Source organism: Pseudomonas sp. H3_E07, from assembly GCF_054668895.1.
Map to the genome: position 1 here is coordinate 5,757,924 of NZ_CP162795.1, position 15,311 is coordinate 5,773,234.

Genomic DNA, 15,311 nt, shown 5'->3' on the forward strand with positions numbered 1-15,311 from the left:
TAGCCTGTATTCCGGACGTGGTGGCTGTTCTAGAAAAGACCTCGCTTATTGAACTTGAACGCGGTGAGTCCAAACAACTGGCCACGTTGTTTCGAACTGTCGGCGCTCCAGGGCTTTCCATCGCCAAGGCACTTGGCGGTGGAGGGCTTAGTGCCGTCAACTTGGCCCAGGTGCATACCTGGGTCGGCGCCCATTGCCCTTCATTGGCGGTGATGATGACCATGCACCATCACACGGTGGCCGGCATGATGGCAGCCAGTCGTTTCTTTCCCGATATTCAGGGGGTGCTAGGCCTGGTCGCCCGCGACAACCTGTTGGTTGCCTCGGGTTTTGCCGAGGGCCGGGCGCACGCCAATATCCTTGAGTCCACGCTGTCCGTTGAAAAGACCGCCGCGGGTTATCTGGTGAGCGGCAGCAAGAAGCCGTGCACGATGACCCATCACTTTGACGCGATTACCTTTGGCGTCAACTACGTCGACCCGCAAGGCCAGACGCATATCGGTATCGGCCTGGGGTTGGCGGGTGATCCGAACATCCAGCGCAACAAGTTCTGGTCGGTGCCGCATTTGCAGGCAGCCGATAGCCATGAAGTGATCTTCAACAAGCTGTTGGTGCCAGAGGCGATGATGTATTTCAGTCAAGCCGTGGATCACCAACTGGACGATGTGCAGCAGGGCACCGGTGAGCACTTGTTTGCGATCTGGTTCCAGCTGCTCGCCTCGGCGTCCTACCTGGGCATGGCGTCTGCGCTGGCGTCGAAGGCATTGGCGTGCAACAAAGGTTCGCAGGATGATCGCGCAATGCTGCTGATCGATCTGCAGGGCGCGACGATGGCGATACGTGGGCTGGCGGACGCGATCGACCAGAACCGGTTCCTGCGCGCTGACCTGGCGCGCGCGCAAGCCACGCGGTTTGCCGTGCAGGAGGCGATCAACCGTATCAGTACGCGGGCGTTCGAAATCCTCGGAGGCATGGCGTTCATGTCCTCCGAGGAAGTCGCTTACCTGTTGGTGGCAACACGGGTACTGGCGTTTCATCCGACTTCACGGCTCGCCAGTGTGCCGTTCCTGTGTGAACAGCTGAGTTAGTAACGTTGCGGCACGATGAGTTCCGGTGGCGTCGGGCTGCGGGAGTAATCCTCCTGCCGCACGCGCTGCGGCAGTTCGATCACCGGTAACTCGACCTCTTCATATGGCATCTGCCCGAGCAAGTGGTGGATGCAGTTGAGGCGAGCCTTCTTCTTGTCATCCGCCTGCACCACCCACCACGGCGCTTCGGCGATGTGGGTGCGTTCGAGCATGATTTCCTTGGCCTTGGTGTAGGCCTCCCAGCGCCGACGCGACTCCAAGTCCATGGGGCTGAGCTTCCATTGCTTGAGCGGGTCGTGAATGCGGCTGAGAAAGCGCAGGTGTTGTTCCTGATCGGAAATCGAAAACCAGTACTTGATCAACTGAATACCGGAGCGGGCAAGCATGCGCTCGAACTCCGGCACGGTGCGGAAGAACTCTTCATACTGGTCCGCGTTGCAAAACCCCATGACTTGCTCGACGCCGGCACGGTTGTACCAGCTGCGATCGAACAGCACGATTTCGCCTGCGGCCGGCAGGTGTGAAACGTAGCGCTGGAAGTACCATTGGGTCTGTTCGCGGTCATTCGGCGCGGGCAGGGCGGCGACCCGGCAGACCCTGGGGTTCAGGCGCTGAGTGATGCGCTTGATGACACCTCCTTTGCCGGCGGCATCGCGTCCTTCGAACAGGATCACCACCTTGTGGCCGGTCTTGACCACCCAGCTTTGCAATTTCACCAGTTCGCCCTGCAGGCGGAACAGTTCGCTGAAATAAATCCTGCGCGCGGCTTTTTCACTGCTTTCACCCTCGTGCTCGTCAAACAGCGCGTTGAGGTCGTGCCCATCTTCGGACAATTCCAGTTCCAGCTCTTCGTCACTGTGATCCAGCAGCTCACGGTGGATGCGCTGCATCAAGGCGTCTTCTATGGAGGACATGGGGCGGAACTCGCGTGGGGGGGGATGGCAAAGTCTTAGTCGCATTTTGTTACTAACCAATGACATCAAATCCCGTCATTGCGGGGGGAGAGGGGGACAAACAGGCGTTTTGCCACTCCACGTTCATAAAACCGTAACAAGATTGTTGCAGAGTTGCCGGGCCCGAAATCACAAGGATTTTCCTTAATGAAACGTCTGATGAAGTCTGCTGCACTCGCCGTTGCGGTTTCTCTCAGTGCCACCTCGGTGTTTGCTGCCGAGAGCATCCGCCTGACCGGTTCCGGTGCGAGTTTCCCGGCACCGATCTACCTCACTTGGTTCAAGGATTTCAGCAAGAAAACCGAGGGTGTCACCGTTGACTACCAATCCAAGGGTAGCGGTGCGGGTGTACAAGACTTCCTGAACAAAACCGTCGACTTCGCCGCCAGCGACTCGGCCATGAAAGACGAAGACATCGCCAAGGTGGCCGAAGGCGCGCAACTGCTGCCGATGACGGCCGGTGAAATCGTGTTGGCCTTCAACCTGCCGGGCAATCCTAAAGAGCTCAAATTGCCTCGCGATGTGTACTCCAACATCTTCCTGGGCAAGATCACCCAGTGGAACGATCCTAAGATCGTCGCCGCCAACCCAGGCGTGAAACTGCCTGACATGCCGATCACCGTGGTCGTGCGCGCCGACTCCAGCGGCACCACCGCTGTGTTCACCAAGCACTTGGCCGCGATCAACCCTGAGTTCCAGAAAGACCTGGGCGAAGGCAACACCGTCAATTGGCCAGCCAGCGACAAATTCATCAAATCGCCGAAGAACGACGGTGTGACCGCCACTGTGCGTCAGACCCCAGGCGCGATTGGTTACATCGAATACGGCTTCGCCAAACTGGCCAAGGTTGACTTTGCCCAGTTGCAGAACAAGGCCGGCAAGTACGTCGTACCGAACGCCGAAAGCGGCGCAGAAGCCCTGGCTGCGGTGAAAATGCCGGAAAGCCTGGTGGCCTGGCTGCCGGATCCGGATGGCGCCAAGTCCTACCCGATCACTTCCTACACCTGGATGATCTTCCGCAAGGACAACGGCAACCCGGCCAAAGCCAAGGCCATGCGTGAAATGGTTGAGTACAGCCTGACCGAAGGCCAGAAAATCGCCGACTCGATGGGCTACATCCCACTGCCGCCATCGGTTGTCGATCAAGTTCGTAAAGCTTCCGCCAACATCCAGTAAGGCCGCCAGGCGGTTCCCGGCATGGGCTTTCAGCCATGCCGGGAGCGTTCCCCCCTTGTTCCGGAATTAGCCAATGAACACACCTTTTGTCGTACCGGTTAACCCGGATTCTGCGTGCCAGCCACCCTCTACGAAGGATTTCCTGGTTGACCGCACCTTCCGTGCACTTGCACGCATAGGCGTAGTGCTGGTGCTGGCGCTGGTTTTTGCGCTGGTCTTCGAAGTAGGGCGCAAGGCACTTCCCGGCATGGAAAAGCACGGTTTTGATGTGCTGTTCGGCAGTGTCTGGGACGTTAACCAAGGTAAATACGGCATTCTGCCAGCTATTTGGGGCACGCTTTACAGCGCCTTTATCGCGTTGCTGATCGCAGGTTTTTTCGGCGTCAGCATGGCGATTTTTCTCACCCAGGATTTCCTGCCGGCAAAACTCGCGGCGGTGTTTCGCACCATCGTTGAATTGCTCGCCGCCATCCCCAGCGTGGTCTATGGCCTCTGGGGCATTTATGTGGTCATCCCGGCCATCCGCCCGCTTACCGCGTGGCTGAACACCGAACTGGGATGGATCCCTTTTTTCGGCACGTCCCTCAGCGGGCCGGGCCTGCTGCCGGCGGCGCTGGTACTGGCGATCATGATTCTGCCCACCATCGCCGCCGTTTCCCAGGACGCCCTCACCGGTGTGCCGATGAAAACCAAGCAAGCTGCCTACGGCATGGGGACCACGCACTGGGAAGCGATTCTCAAGGTGATGGTGCCATCCGCCGCCACCGGCATCTTCGGTTCCCTGGTGCTCGGCCTCGGTCGCGCCTTGGGTGAAACCATGGCCCTGGCCATGTTGGTAGGTAACGCGAACAACATTTCCCTCTCGCTGTTTGCACCGGCCAACACGCTGGCGGCCTTGTTGGCACTGAACTTCCCCGAAGCCGGCCCGAATGAGATTGAAGTGTTGATGTATGCCGCACTGGTCCTGATGTTTATCACGCTGCTGGTAAACATCATCGGTTCGATGATCATGGTCTACGCCCAGCGGGGTACCAAATAATGACTGATCTCTCTACGCCCATCGTCGCCATGCCGAGCCTGCAGCGGCGGTTCGAAGGCCGTGCCTTGCGCAGCCTGGTGCTGACCACGCTGGTGTGGTTCGGCGCGCTGCTGGCCGCCGTCCCGCTGATTTCCGTGCTCTACATGCTGATCACCCGTGGCGGCGCGCGCCTGAGCCTGGAAGTGTTCACCGAGCTGCCGCCCACCGGCTTCGAGACCGGCGGCGGCTTCGGCAATGCCATGGCTGGTACGTTCGTGATGGTCGGTATCGCTGCCGCCATTGCCGTGCCGGTCGGCATCCTGGCCGCGATTTTCCTCGCGGAGCTGGGGCCGGACAGCAAACTGGCGAACGCCTCGCGCTTCGCCGCGAAGATGCTCACTGGCTTGCCGTCGATTCTGGCGGGTGTTTTCGCCTACGCCCTGGTGGTGATGACCACTGGGACTTATTCGGCACCGGCCGGTGGCGTGGCGCTGGCCGTGCTGATGCTGCCTATCGTGGTGCTGACGGCTGAAGAGTCGATGAAGATGGTGCCCAAGATCATGAAGGATGCCGCCTACGGTATGGGTTGCACCCGTTCGCAGGTGATCTGGAAAATCGTCTTGCCCACCGGCATGCCGGCGATCCTGACCGGTGTGATGCTCGCCGTTGCACGTGCTGCCGGCGAAACCGCACCGCTGTTGTTCACCGCGCTGTTCAGCAACTACTGGATCTACCACGACGGCAGCCTGGCAGTCATGAATCCGACGGCATCCCTTGCCGTGTTGATTTACAACTTCTCCGGCATGCCTTTCGATAACCAGCTCGAGCTCGCATGGGCGGCCTCGTTGGTGCTGGTAATGATCGTGCTGGTCGTGAATATCGTGAGCCGTATCTTCGGCAAGCCCAAGTACTAAGAACGGGAGCACCTGAATTTTGAACGTATCAACTGCGCAAAAAGCCGCTCCGTTTGTCACCCAGGCGCCTGTGGTCATGGACTGCAAGCTGGACAAGATTTTCTACGGCAACTTCATGGCGGTGCGTGATAGCCATGTGCCGATCGAGAAGAACAAGATTACCGGCTTCATCGGCCCGTCCGGCTGCGGCAAGTCCACCGTGCTGCGTAGCCTCAACCGCATGAATGACCTGGTAAAGGGCTTCCGTTTCGAAGGCCATGTGCATTTCCTTGGCCAAGACGTTTACGGCAAGGGCGTGGACCCTGTGGTCGTGCGCCGTTATATCGGCATGGTGTTCCAACAGCCCAACCCGTTCTCGATGAGCATCTTCGACAACGTGGCCTTCGGCCTGCGCCTGAACCGCTACAAAGGCGACCTGGGCGACCGCGTCAAACACGCCTTGCAAGGCGCGGCGCTGTGGGATGAGGTCAAGGACAAGCTCAAGGTCAGCGGACTGTCGCTCTCCGGCGGCCAGCAACAACGCCTGTGCATCGCCCGTGCCATCGCAACCGAACCGGAAGTGCTGTTGCTGGATGAACCGTGTTCGGCACTGGACCCGATTGCCACGCGCCGTGTCGAAGAGCTGATGGTCGAGTTGAAAAAGGATTACACCATCGCGCTGGTCACCCACAACATGCAGCAAGCGATCCGTGTGGCGGATACCACCGCGTTTTTCTCGGTGGACATTTCCCAGGGCACCCGTACCGGTTACCTGGTGGAAATGGGCCCGACCGCGCAGATCTTCGAGAACCCGCGTGAGCAAATGACCGGGGACTACATCAGCGGCAAGTTCAGCTGACCCATGCAGCGTTTTTCAGGATTGCCAATGCCTGCAACACATCGTCTTGACCTGGCCGCGATTGAACGCGCACTGCGTGAGGTCCAGTCGCGTTTTGCCCAGCTCAGCCAGGACTTCACCGAGCCACGCGACCCATTCACAAACGAAGTGCTGCAGAATGTGCTTGAAGGTTATGCCCTGATTGACGACTATGTTGCGCGCGGTGTCGACCTGTTTGACCTCCAGCAACTGAACCTGATGCTGGAGATCAATGCCACGGTACTGTGTGGCAGCGACCCGGTACGCCGGCAGGAATACGCGCAGCACCTGGCGGCGACCGAAGTGCACTTTTTCAACAATGTCGAAGGTGGCATCAAGGATCTGTACAACTGGTATTGCAAGCACCATAACGAATCCGTATGGAAGCGAGCCGCAGGTGTCTACGTACGGGTCCTGAGCAAGCCGCAGTTGTTCATTGAAGGCAATCACCGCAGCGGGTCGCTGATCGTCAGCTACCTGCTGATGCGCGAGGGGTTGCCGCCTTTCGTGCTGACGCTGGACAACGCCGAGGGCTATTTCAACCCGTCCTCGGTGATACGCAACTCCGCCAAGCATGGCGTGATGGCTTTGTACGAATTGCCCAAGATCAAGAAAAAATACGCAGCGTTCCTGGAAGATAATGCTCCGGATCCAACAGAATTTTTCCTGAGCGACACACCTGCGCCCGCCCATCAGGGGGGCCGTTGATGGGAAGGTACCCAGTGCTCGACACGATCAAGCGTGTGTTCAAGCGTCAGCGAATCCGTATTTCGTTCGACATCGACGACACACTGGCCTGCCAGCTCCACCACAGTGCGACCGAACACAGCCGCTTGCCGGCGTGTGTGCACCGTTGGTTGGGCGAACCCCTGCGCAGCGGCACCCGTTCCCTGACCCGCGAGCTACGTCGCCAGGGCTGCAGTGTCTGGGTCTACACCTCATCCGGCCGCACCCCGTCCTACATCCGCCGCTGGTTGTTGCTGTACGGCATCCACGTCGACGGCGTGGTTAACAGCGTGCGCCATAACCAGGCACTCACGGAGCGCGGGTTGACGAGCACCCCGTCGAAATTTCCGCCGGCCTTCGACATCGACTTGCACGTCGATGATTCTGAAGGCGTTCAGCTTGAAGGTTTCGACCACGGGTTTCGTGTGGTGGTGGTTGACCCGCAAGACGAGCAATGGGCGCAACGGGTGTTGGAGGCTGTTGCACAGGTCCAGGCACAATTGGCTCGCCAACAGCCGCTGAGGCACAAGGTGCCGGTGCGGGCTTATCCAGGCCTGACGGTGAACGGTTGAAGCAAAAAGGGCAACTGAAAGATCAGTTGCCCTTTTTGCTTACTTGGCGTTCAACGCCCCAAGAAACTCGGTATGCCGTAACACCTTCGAAAACATCGGCAGTGTGAAGTTTTCCGCCGCTTTTTGCTGTTCGTCGGTGAATGTCGCTGTACAGTCGGCCAGAGTCACCACGTTATAACCCTTTTCATAACCTGATCGAACCGTGCCTTCGACGCAGCAGTTGGTCAGGAATCCTGCCACCACCAGGTTGTGGATGCCATTGTTGCGCAGCACCAGGTCCAGTCCAGTGGTAGCAAAACCATCCAGGCCGCGCTTGCCTTCCACAAGAATATCGCCAGGTTCACGGCTGATCGCATCGGTGATGTCTGCGCCCCAACTGCCGGTGCGGAACGCGCTGCCATCGGCAACGCCCTTTAAAATCCCGTAGTCGCGTGTCGTCAGCTCCGGATAGCCCTCCGCGAACTGAATCGGCAGGTGAATGATCTTCACGCCCAGTTGGCGCGCCTGTTGCACCGTGGTTGCGGTATTGGCCAGCATGTCGGTCGCGTGCATGACGTCTTTGACGGCGTCATGGAAGACGCCACCGGGAGTGGTGAAATCGTTCTGGAATTCGATCAGGACAAGGGCGGTGGCGTGGGGATTCATGGTGCGTCTCCGATAGGTGGGTTCAAACACTGGGTTCGGGTGTCAAGCATAGAGCCGGGATCGCAGTCTGGCCGATTTTGTAACGCGCATACCACCGGTTGTACACCGGATTGATCACCCGCAACGGCACCCGGTGGTGGTGACGAGGCCACAGGCGCAGCGTTCACCATTCGTCTAATGCCCGGCACTCTGAAGAATGTACTGTCTCTGAATAATAAGCACGGATACCCCGAGCGTAAGAAAGGAGAGCCCGTATGGAAATCAATGAAAACGCCCCAGGGAATATTTCACAGCAAGCAGTAACCCGCGGCACAGATAATGAAACAGGGCACGATCCAAAGCGCGATGACGACAATATCCCGCTGCCGCCGGACGACGAGGCACCGCTTGAAGAGGATATGTCTGACGTGGACGCTGCCGATTCGGTAGCGAGCGAGCATCCCGACCACTGATGTGCCTCCCAGCACAACAATTCCGACGTGTGCGTCGGGATTGTTGTTTATGCCCGTGGGGAGGGCATCAGGATCGCCGAGCAAGGGCCCAAGTGACGCCCATGAGCCGGCTGTTTTCCTCTGGATGCTACCTAGATCACTGATCTACCGAGCTTTTTCGCCAGCCTCGCAGCGCGAGAAAGCTGTCGTTCGACCTTGCGTCAAAGCGACTGGATCTATATATTCCCAACCCTGCAACACGCGCTGCCGCCCGAATGGCGAAACTGGTAGACGCATGGGACTTAAAATCCCCCGCTCGTAAGGGCGTCCCGGTTCGATTCCGGGTTCGGGCACCATCATTTGGTTTCACGACCTCTCAGGACGTCGCTGCAGCCCGCATAGAACCTGCCTTGTGCAGGTTTTTTTGTGGCCCGGTTTTTTGCCGGATGTACGCCCTGTTCGCGGGGCGCTGTAGCGCTGCAACAGGCGATTGCAAACCTTGCGGGCAAATGGCAGGTGGCCCCGTGGCGCCATGATTACACGAACGGCTGACCACTGAACCCGCGCGGCAAACGCTGCAAGCCTGGCAAGTCGGTAAGGCGCTGCGTCCAGGCACTGCGCCAGTCGATATTGGTGTGGGTCTTGGCTTTGCGATTAACGCGTCGGGCCGCATTGCGCTGGGTGCGGCGGGCATCCTTGTAGGCGTCAGTGTTGCGGCAGGTACGACATTTGACTCGGTTCAGCTCGGTGCTGGAAGGGAGGTTGGTGCCGTGGTGACCACAGGCCAAGTGACCTGCAACCTTGAAGTGAATGACCATGTAAGCGTCTCCTTCTCGGGGGTACGCACATCGCTAGACCCTCAATGCGCGCGGGGAGGGCGGGGCGGTAAAAACCTCGACACCTAGGGTTAGGACCCCAACAACCAGGCAGCGTTCGGTTTGGGCGACAGGCCTGTTCAAGTCTGGCACCTGAGGCTAACCTGAGACGCTACCCATCAATAATAAGGAAGCAATGATGAGCGTCGACACCCTGCCATATGAGGGCAGCTGCCGTTGTGAGCGTGTGCGTTTCACCGTGAGTGCCGCCCCGGTGATCACCATGGCCTGTCATTGCACGGGCTGCCAGAAGATGTCTTCCAGTGCGTTCTCACTGAGCGCGTTGATTCCCGCCAGCGGTTTCACGGTCACCCAGGGCTGCCCTGTGATCGGCGGCCTGCAGGGCGTGGATCGCCATCATTTCTGCCCCCATTGCATGAGCTGGCTGTTCACACGGCCCCATGGCATCGATGAATTCGTCAATGTCCGCGCCGCGTTGCTGGATAACGCCAGCGGTTACGTGCCTTTCATGGAGACTTGGACCCGCGAGAAGCTGCCCTGGGCATCCACCCCGGCCGTGGAAAGCTTTGCACAGTTGCCCGAGCCGCACGAGTTTGCGCGCTTGATGCAGGCCTATGCCGAGTTCAGTCGATCAGCGCCAGCAAGTCCGTAGTGCCCACATCCAGCCCCGCCTGGGTCAGCAACGTCGTGGCCTGGCCCCGGTGGTGGGTCTGGTGATTGAAAAAGTGCACCAGCAGGCTGAAGAAATCCTTGTCGGCGCTCACGCCGCGCATATTGCGGTAATGCAGGCGATGGTCCAGGTCGGGCTCCTGCACGCTGTGGCTCCAATCGACAATCAACTGATCCAGCCAGGTGCGATGGGCTGCCAGCTCACGTATATCAGCAAAAGCCAATTGTTTGAGATCGGCAGGCGTAGCAATAACGTGCAGCGGAGCCAGCGCTGTGAAGCCTGCTGGATGCTGCGCAAAACGCTTGAGCCAGACGGTGTCGCCCAGGACCAGATGGTTCAGCGTGCCGAGGATCGAGCCGAAAAACGCCTGTCGATCCATCGCCAGTTCCGCGTCCGTCAGTGTCTGGGCCGCGTCATAGAGCTTGCGGTTCATCCACTGGTTGTAATTCGCCATCAGCGCGATGTGCTCAGTCCGGTTCACTTGGGTTTTCTCTCAAAGTCGCGGTAACGCCATGATAGGCCGTGCCCGCCCGGCGGTCATGGTGTTCCGGCAGTGTCGGGCTATGGTTGTTAGACGCCAACACTGCGCCCTGGGAGGGTGACACCATGAACACCAGTGATTTACTTGAACAACTTTTGCGCGCTGGGCAAGGCGGCAGTGCATCATCCGGCGGACTGGGTGGGCTGCTCGGTGGGTTATTGAAAGGCACCCGCACTGGCAATGCATCGGCCGGTGGCGGTCTGGGTGATCTGTTGGGAGGCCTGGGTGGGATGTTGGGCGGCACAACCGCTACTCGTCCCGCTCAAGGGCGTTCCGGTGGGATGAACTACGCGGCGTTGGCCTCGCTGGGAATGGCCGCGTTTCAGGCCTATCAAGCCTGGCAGCGCCAACAAGCCAATGCGCCGCAACAAGCCTTGCAGACAGTCGACCAGCTCGACGGCCCCGCAGTCGAGGCCCACAGCCATGCGGTATTGCGTGCCTTGATCGCCGCTGCCAAAGCCGACGGCCGTATCGATGAAAATGAGCGGCAACTGATTTCCAATGAGCTGGGCCGGCATACCGAGGACCCGCAACTGCAGCAGTGGCTCGACGCTGAAGTCGCCAAACCGCTGGATGCTGCGGATTTCTCTGAGCTCGCCGGCGACCCAGCTGTGGCGGCCGAGGTGTACCTGGCCAGTGTGATGATGGTGGACGATCAGCAGGACGCCGAACGCAATTACCTGGATGAGCTGGCCGGGCAGTTGCAAATCGACCCGCAATTGCAACTGCACCTGGAGCAACAAGCCAAGGCCTAGAACCGCAGCGTGGCGCCGGTGGTAAGCCATTGCGTGTGGTCACCGACCAGGCTGCGTCCAACCACCAGGTCCACGTCGACCCGCTCGCCGAAATGAAACCTGGGCCCAGCCTGCCACGCCTGGTCGCCGCCATCCTGGCCGTAGCGCTCGGCGACCAGCGTCAATGAATGCGCCACCTGGTACTCAAGGCCGGTGCCCCAGGTCAGTCGGTGTTTTTGGTCTCCGTCGTTGTAGGTGTGGGACCAACCGGCATTCAAATTCAGGCGCACGGGTGCCAACGGCTGCCACGTCAACGGGATGTTGAAGTCGGTGCCTTCAAAGCCGTGCCGACGGCCTTGTGCAAAGTGCGCGCCGGCCGACACGGCCATTTCCAGTCCCAGGTCTTCCCGCGACCAGACGTGTGCCTTGAGCTGTGGGTTCACCTGGGTTTCACCCTTGCCTGCGCTGGTAGCGCGGGAGAGGGCTGCGCCCCATTGCACCGAAGGCAGCGCGGCAAAGGTGCAGGCAGGCGACAGCATTTCAGTGTGAGTGCTGCCATCGTGTCGGTTGGCGGTGTGCCAGGCATCAACGTTGCATTCGCCTGGCGCATTGATCGCGCCGTCGTCGACCACATAAGAACCGCCGGCCGCGTGGGCCTTTGACAACAAGGCAATCGTCAACAGGATGCCCAGGGTCAGCCCGATAAAGATCAGGTTGCGCCGCAACGCGCGACGCTTGGCCGGTGGTAGTAACAACAGGGTGGGGCGTGCGCCGTGGTAGCGACGCGCTCGGTATTTGGCAAACCCGTCCTGGCGGGCTGGAGTGTGTTTTTTGTGCATGATGCACCTCGCATGAATTCAGCTTTCTACGCTCAGCACCGAAATGCCGCTGGCTTTGGCCTGGCAGACCAACTCGCAGGTATCATCACCGCCGGGTAGGGCGATGACCACGTCTGGGCGGCTGTCGGCCAGCATGAAATGGTTGCGCTGGCGTTCCGCCTGCTTGCCGTGGCGTTGCCAGTTGGGCGGGTAGCGCACCACGTCGATACCCAATTCCCGGGCCCAGTCCTCAACGTCACTGCCGAGGAATTGATTGCCGCCGTGGATCAGTACCTGCACCGGGCGCAGGCGGTGGTAAGCGTCCAGCACTTGGCGGGACATTTTGGTGTCGGCGTAATGACGACCTGCACAGATCAAGACGCGCATAAGGTGATTCCTTGTGTTGCACGGTGGCGGCCGGGCGACCGCCACCGTTTAAACGGCGGGGGAGATCAGTACCACTGCTTGAAGCGGCGGATGTAGATCGTCTTCATCAGTTGGGCCACGCAGCAGTAGCTGATCAGGGTGCCTACCAGCCATGGGAAATACGCCATTGGCAGCGGTTGCAGGCCCACCAGGGTGCCCAGTGGCGAGAACGGCAGGTAGATCCCCAGCACGATCACCACGCAGGTCATCATCAACACTGGCCAGGCGGCGGTGCTCTGGAAGAACGGGATCTTGCGGGTCCGCAGCATGTGCACGACCAGGGTTTGCGAGAGCAGCCCCTCGATGAACCAGCCGGACTGGAACAGGGTCTGCACTTCCACACTGTTGGCCGCGAACACGAACCACATCAGCGCAAAGGTGGTGATGTCGAAGATCGACGAGGTCGGCCCGATCCAGATCATGAACCGACCGATGTTCTTCGCATCCCACTTGCGCGGCTTGGCCAGGTACTCCTTGTCCATCTTGTCCCACGGCAAGGCCAGCTGGGAGATGTCGTACATTAAGTTTTGCAGCAGCAAGTGGATCGACAGCATCGGCAGGAACGGAATGAACGCACTGGCCACCAGCACCGAAAACACGTTGCCGAAGTTGGAGCTGGCGGTCATGTTCAGGTACTTCATGATATTGCCGAAGGTTTCGCGGCCCTTGAGCACGCCTTCTTCCAGCACCATCAGGCTCTTTTCCAGCAGGATGATGTCGGCCGATTCCTTGGCGATATCGGTCGCTGTGTCGACCGAGATACCCACGTCGGCATCGCGCAAAGCCGGTGCATCGTTGATCCCATCACCCAGGAAACCCACAGTGTGGCCGTTGGCTTGCAGCGCCTTGAGCACGCGGGACTTCTGCAGCGGCGTCAGCTTGGCGAACACGGTGCGTTCTTCTACGCGGCGCAGCAGCGTCGCGTCGTCCATGGCTTCGATTTCGGCACCGAGCAGCGGCTGGCCTGGCTCGAGACCGACCTGACGGCAGATCTTGCTGGTGACCACGGCGTTGTCGCCGGTCAGCACCTTGATCGCCACGCCGATCTGTTGCAGTGCAGCAATCGCAGGGCCGGCGGTTTCTTTCGGTGGATCGAGGAAGGTGAGGAAGCCCTGGATCACCAGATTGCGCTCATCGGCGGTGGTGTACTGCTGGCGCGCCATCGATTTAGGGATGTGGCGGGTGGCGACCACCAGCACACGGAACCCGTCTTCGTTGTAGTCGTTGGCAATCGCCAGCAGTTCTTCACGGCGACGCTCGTCCAGCGGCACGGCGGCGCCCGCTTCCATGACATGGCTGGAAATGCTCAGCATCTCTTCCACGGCGCCTTTGCACACCAGCAGTTGGTCGTCGGCGGCATCCTTGACCACGATCGACAGGCGACGGCGGACGAAGTCGAACGGCAACTCGTCGATCTTGCTGTAGGCGAACGGCACCTTGAACTTCGGGTTCTGCTCCGAAAATTCCACCACCGCCTGATCCATCAGGTTCTTCATGCCACTTTGATGATGGCTGTTGAGCCAGGCCAGGGACAGTACGGCATCATCACGCTGGCCAAAGGCGTTGACGTGATGTTCGAGGATGATCTTGTCCTGGGTCAGGGTACCGGTCTTGTCGGTGCACAGTACGTCCATCGAACCGAAGTTCTGGATCGCGTTGAGGCGTTTGACCACCACCTTGCGCTTGGCCATGGCGGTGGCGCCCTTGGCCAGGTTGGCACTGACGATCATCGGCAGCATTTCCGGGGTGAGGCCGACGGCCACCGCCAGGGCAAACAGGAAGGCATCACCCCAGTCGCCCTTGGAGAAGCCATTGAGCAGGAACACGATCGGCACCATCACCAGCATGAAGCGGATCAGCAACCAGCTGACGCTGTTCACCCCACGGTCGAACGCAGTTTGCACCCGGGAACCGACAATCGCCTTGGCCAGGGAGCCAAAGTAGGTGCGTGGTCCGGTGGCGACCACCACGGCTTTTGCACGGCCGCTGACCACGTTGGTGCCCATGAAGCAGATGTTCGGCAGGTCCAGCAGGTTGCCCTGGTCGGCGGTCACCGGCCCGGCTGATTTTTGCGTGACGTTACCCAGGGTGTCGTACTTTTCCACCGGCAAGGCTTCACCGGTCAGCACGGCCTGGCTGATGAACAGATCGCGGGATTCGATCAGACGGATGTCCGCCGGAATCATGTCGCCGGCCGACAGCTGCACGATATCGCCAGCCACCAACTCGCGCATCGGTACTTCGCGCAGGGTGGGTGGCGAGCCCACTTGCTCACGACGCAACACGGTGGCCGTGGTGCGTACCATGGCTTTCAAGGCTTCGGCGGATTTGGCCGAGCGGTGCTCCTGCCAGAACCGCAGCAGGCTGCTGAGCAGCACCATGGTCATGATGATGATGACTTTGGTCGGGTCAGCCTCTTCGCCTTCCCGCATCGGCAGCCAGCAATCGGTGAAGAAACTGATGCCCCCCAGGGTCAATAGCACATAAATGAACGGGTTGTTCAGTGCCTGCAGGAACTGGACGATGGCGTGAGGTGGCTTGTCGTGGGCGACTTCGTTATAGCCTTCGCGTTGCAGGCGGCCGCAAGCGTCCAGTTCGGTCAAGCCGTCCTGGGTGGCACGCACGTTCGCCAGGGTGGCCGACAGGCCGTTGTGGGCTTCGCGGGCGGCACGCATCGACAGTTTGGTGTCGGCGTCAGTGCCATTCTTTTTGTGCAGAGGCGTGTTTTTTACGGCGCTCATTGTCTGTACTCCTGTCGCCAATTTTCGACAAAACATACCCGGTACTTACCTGAGGACAGGCGAGCGAAAGCATGCCGAGTCGCTAACTTCGCGATCGGTTTAAATAAGGTGTTCATCTAACTTCTACAGGGCCCGCTAACAGTGCGTTAGTTAACTAGCGCGCAGC

General features: G+C 59.7%; 17 protein-coding genes and 1 tRNA gene. 11 read left to right on the plus strand and 7 right to left on the minus strand.

Going from position 1 to position 15,311, the window contains the following annotated elements; translation table 11 throughout:
* Window positions 1-20: 20 nt before the first annotated feature.
* Window positions 21-1,088 carry a hypothetical protein gene (locus tag AB4O08_RS26655; protein WP_460114532.1) on the plus strand — a complete coding sequence of 356 codons (1,068 nt, stop codon included), beginning with the start codon at window positions 21-23 and terminating at the stop codon, window positions 1,086-1,088.
* Here AB4O08_RS26655 and ppk2 read toward each other — a convergent pair.
* Window positions 1,085-2,002 carry a polyphosphate kinase 2 gene (ppk2, locus tag AB4O08_RS26660; protein WP_010210290.1) on the minus strand — a complete coding sequence of 306 codons (918 nt, stop codon included), beginning with the start codon at window positions 2,000-2,002 and terminating at the stop codon, window positions 1,085-1,087. The two genes, AB4O08_RS26655 and ppk2, sit on opposite strands and share 4 nt — an antisense overlap.
* A 186-nt stretch (window positions 2,003-2,188) precedes the next feature.
* Between ppk2 and pstS the strand changes: the two genes are divergently transcribed.
* The 6 genes from pstS to AB4O08_RS26690 all read left to right on the plus strand — a co-directional run bounded on the left by pstS (window position 2,189) and on the right by AB4O08_RS26690 (window position 7,303).
* A complete protein-coding gene (gene pstS / locus AB4O08_RS26665) occupies window positions 2,189-3,217 on the plus strand; it encodes a phosphate ABC transporter substrate-binding protein PstS (RefSeq protein ID WP_010210291.1) in 1,029 nt (342 codons plus the stop codon).
* A 73-nt stretch (window positions 3,218-3,290) separates the two neighbouring features.
* Window positions 3,291-4,256 carry a phosphate ABC transporter permease subunit PstC gene (pstC, locus tag AB4O08_RS26670; RefSeq protein WP_010210292.1) on the plus strand — a complete coding sequence of 322 codons (966 nt, stop codon included), beginning with the start codon at window positions 3,291-3,293 and terminating at the stop codon, window positions 4,254-4,256.
* Window positions 4,256-5,149 carry a phosphate ABC transporter permease PstA gene (pstA, locus tag AB4O08_RS26675; RefSeq protein WP_010210293.1) on the plus strand — a complete coding sequence of 298 codons (894 nt, stop codon included), beginning with the start codon at window positions 4,256-4,258 and terminating at the stop codon, window positions 5,147-5,149. The genes pstC and pstA overlap by 1 nt, the downstream gene beginning before the upstream one ends.
* A gap of 76 nt (window positions 5,150-5,225) precedes the next feature.
* Entirely contained in the window at window positions 5,226-5,987 is a 762-nt protein-coding gene (gene pstB, locus AB4O08_RS26680; protein ID WP_010210300.1) for a phosphate ABC transporter ATP-binding protein PstB, read from the plus strand.
* 27 nt (window positions 5,988-6,014) lie between these two features.
* On the plus strand, window positions 6,015-6,713 hold the full coding sequence (locus tag AB4O08_RS26685; RefSeq protein WP_010210302.1) for a hypothetical protein: 699 nt from the start codon (window positions 6,015-6,017) through the stop codon (window positions 6,711-6,713).
* Window positions 6,713-7,303 carry a hypothetical protein gene (locus AB4O08_RS26690; RefSeq protein ID WP_021493089.1) on the plus strand — a complete coding sequence of 197 codons (591 nt, stop codon included), beginning with the start codon at window positions 6,713-6,715 and terminating at the stop codon, window positions 7,301-7,303. The genes AB4O08_RS26685 and AB4O08_RS26690 overlap by 1 nt, the downstream gene beginning before the upstream one ends.
* Window positions 7,304-7,342: 39 nt before the next feature.
* Here AB4O08_RS26690 and AB4O08_RS26695 read toward each other — a convergent pair whose 3' ends face one another.
* Entirely contained in the window at window positions 7,343-7,948 is a 606-nt protein-coding gene (locus AB4O08_RS26695) for a cysteine hydrolase family protein (protein WP_010210309.1), read from the minus strand.
* Window positions 7,949-8,202: 254 nt separating this feature from the next.
* On the opposite strand from AB4O08_RS26695, the gene AB4O08_RS26700 reads away from it, so the two are divergent.
* A complete protein-coding gene (locus AB4O08_RS26700; protein WP_021493090.1) occupies window positions 8,203-8,400 on the plus strand; it encodes a hypothetical protein in 198 nt (65 codons plus the stop codon).
* 248 nt (window positions 8,401-8,648) lie between these two features.
* Window positions 8,649-8,735: transfer RNA gene (locus AB4O08_RS26705), tRNA-Leu, on the plus strand.
* Between the two features lie 180 nt (window positions 8,736-8,915).
* Here the strand turns inward: AB4O08_RS26705 and AB4O08_RS26710 are convergent.
* Window positions 8,916-9,197 (minus strand): hypothetical protein, encoded by a 282-nt coding sequence (locus AB4O08_RS26710; RefSeq protein WP_010210311.1) that lies wholly within the window; start codon window positions 9,195-9,197, stop codon window positions 8,916-8,918.
* A 196-nt stretch (window positions 9,198-9,393) separates the two neighbouring features.
* Here AB4O08_RS26710 and AB4O08_RS26715 point away from each other — a divergent pair, with 196 nt between their 5' ends.
* On the plus strand, window positions 9,394-9,867 hold the full coding sequence (locus AB4O08_RS26715; protein WP_460114533.1) for a GFA family protein: 474 nt from the start codon (window positions 9,394-9,396) through the stop codon (window positions 9,865-9,867).
* Here the strand turns inward: AB4O08_RS26715 and AB4O08_RS26720 are convergent.
* On the minus strand, window positions 9,839-10,366 hold the full coding sequence (locus tag AB4O08_RS26720; protein WP_010210313.1) for a DinB family protein: 528 nt from the start codon (window positions 10,364-10,366) through the stop codon (window positions 9,839-9,841). The genes AB4O08_RS26715 and AB4O08_RS26720 overlap by 29 nt on opposite strands.
* Window positions 10,367-10,491: 125 nt before the next feature.
* Between AB4O08_RS26720 and AB4O08_RS26725 the strand changes: the two genes are divergently transcribed.
* A complete protein-coding gene (locus AB4O08_RS26725) occupies window positions 10,492-11,181 on the plus strand; it encodes a tellurite resistance TerB family protein (protein WP_460114534.1) in 690 nt (229 codons plus the stop codon).
* Here AB4O08_RS26725 and AB4O08_RS26730 read toward each other — a convergent pair.
* From AB4O08_RS26730 to mgtA, 3 genes are all read right to left on the minus strand, one after another.
* Window positions 11,178-11,999, minus strand: coding sequence for a hypothetical protein (locus AB4O08_RS26730; RefSeq protein ID WP_021493092.1), 822 nt, complete (start codon window positions 11,997-11,999; stop codon window positions 11,178-11,180). The genes AB4O08_RS26725 and AB4O08_RS26730 overlap by 4 nt on opposite strands.
* An 18-nt stretch (window positions 12,000-12,017) precedes the next feature.
* Window positions 12,018-12,365: a DUF2493 domain-containing protein gene (locus tag AB4O08_RS26735; RefSeq protein ID WP_010210317.1), complete on the minus strand. Its 348-nt coding sequence runs from the start codon at window positions 12,363-12,365 to the stop codon at window positions 12,018-12,020.
* Window positions 12,366-12,430: 65 nt separating this feature from the next.
* Complete coding sequence (gene mgtA, locus AB4O08_RS26740) at window positions 12,431-15,145, minus strand: magnesium-translocating P-type ATPase (protein ID WP_460114535.1); 2,715 nt, start codon at window positions 15,143-15,145, stop codon at window positions 12,431-12,433.
* Window positions 15,146-15,311 lie beyond the last annotated feature (166 nt).

Coding starts and splice junctions, on each gene's coding strand:
- ppk2 (WP_010210290.1), bottom strand. CDS start 2,002: ATGTCCTCCATAGAAGACGCCTTGATGCAGCGCATCCACCGTGAGCTG.
- pstS (WP_010210291.1), top strand. CDS start 2,189: ATGAAACGTCTGATGAAGTCTGCTGCACTCGCCGTTGCGGTTTCTCTC.
- pstC (WP_010210292.1), top strand. CDS start 3,291: ATGAACACACCTTTTGTCGTACCGGTTAACCCGGATTCTGCGTGCCAG.
- pstA (WP_010210293.1), top strand. CDS start 4,256: ATGACTGATCTCTCTACGCCCATCGTCGCCATGCCGAGCCTGCAGCGG.
- pstB (WP_010210300.1), top strand. CDS start 5,226: ATGGACTGCAAGCTGGACAAGATTTTCTACGGCAACTTCATGGCGGTG.
- AB4O08_RS26685 (WP_010210302.1), top strand. CDS start 6,015: ATGCCTGCAACACATCGTCTTGACCTGGCCGCGATTGAACGCGCACTG.
- AB4O08_RS26690 (WP_021493089.1), top strand. CDS start 6,713: ATGGGAAGGTACCCAGTGCTCGACACGATCAAGCGTGTGTTCAAGCGT.
- AB4O08_RS26695 (WP_010210309.1), bottom strand. CDS start 7,948: ATGAATCCCCACGCCACCGCCCTTGTCCTGATCGAATTCCAGAACGAT.
- AB4O08_RS26700 (WP_021493090.1), top strand. CDS start 8,203: ATGGAAATCAATGAAAACGCCCCAGGGAATATTTCACAGCAAGCAGTA.
- AB4O08_RS26710 (WP_010210311.1), bottom strand. CDS start 9,197: ATGGTCATTCACTTCAAGGTTGCAGGTCACTTGGCCTGTGGTCACCAC.
- AB4O08_RS26715 (WP_460114533.1), top strand. CDS start 9,394: ATGAGCGTCGACACCCTGCCATATGAGGGCAGCTGCCGTTGTGAGCGT.
- AB4O08_RS26725 (WP_460114534.1), top strand. CDS start 10,492: ATGAACACCAGTGATTTACTTGAACAACTTTTGCGCGCTGGGCAAGGC.
- AB4O08_RS26730 (WP_021493092.1), bottom strand. CDS start 11,999: ATGCACAAAAAACACACTCCAGCCCGCCAGGACGGGTTTGCCAAATAC.
- AB4O08_RS26735 (WP_010210317.1), bottom strand. CDS start 12,365: ATGCGCGTCTTGATCTGTGCAGGTCGTCATTACGCCGACACCAAAATG.
- mgtA (WP_460114535.1), bottom strand. CDS start 15,145: ATGAGCGCCGTAAAAAACACGCCTCTGCACAAAAAGAATGGCACTGAC.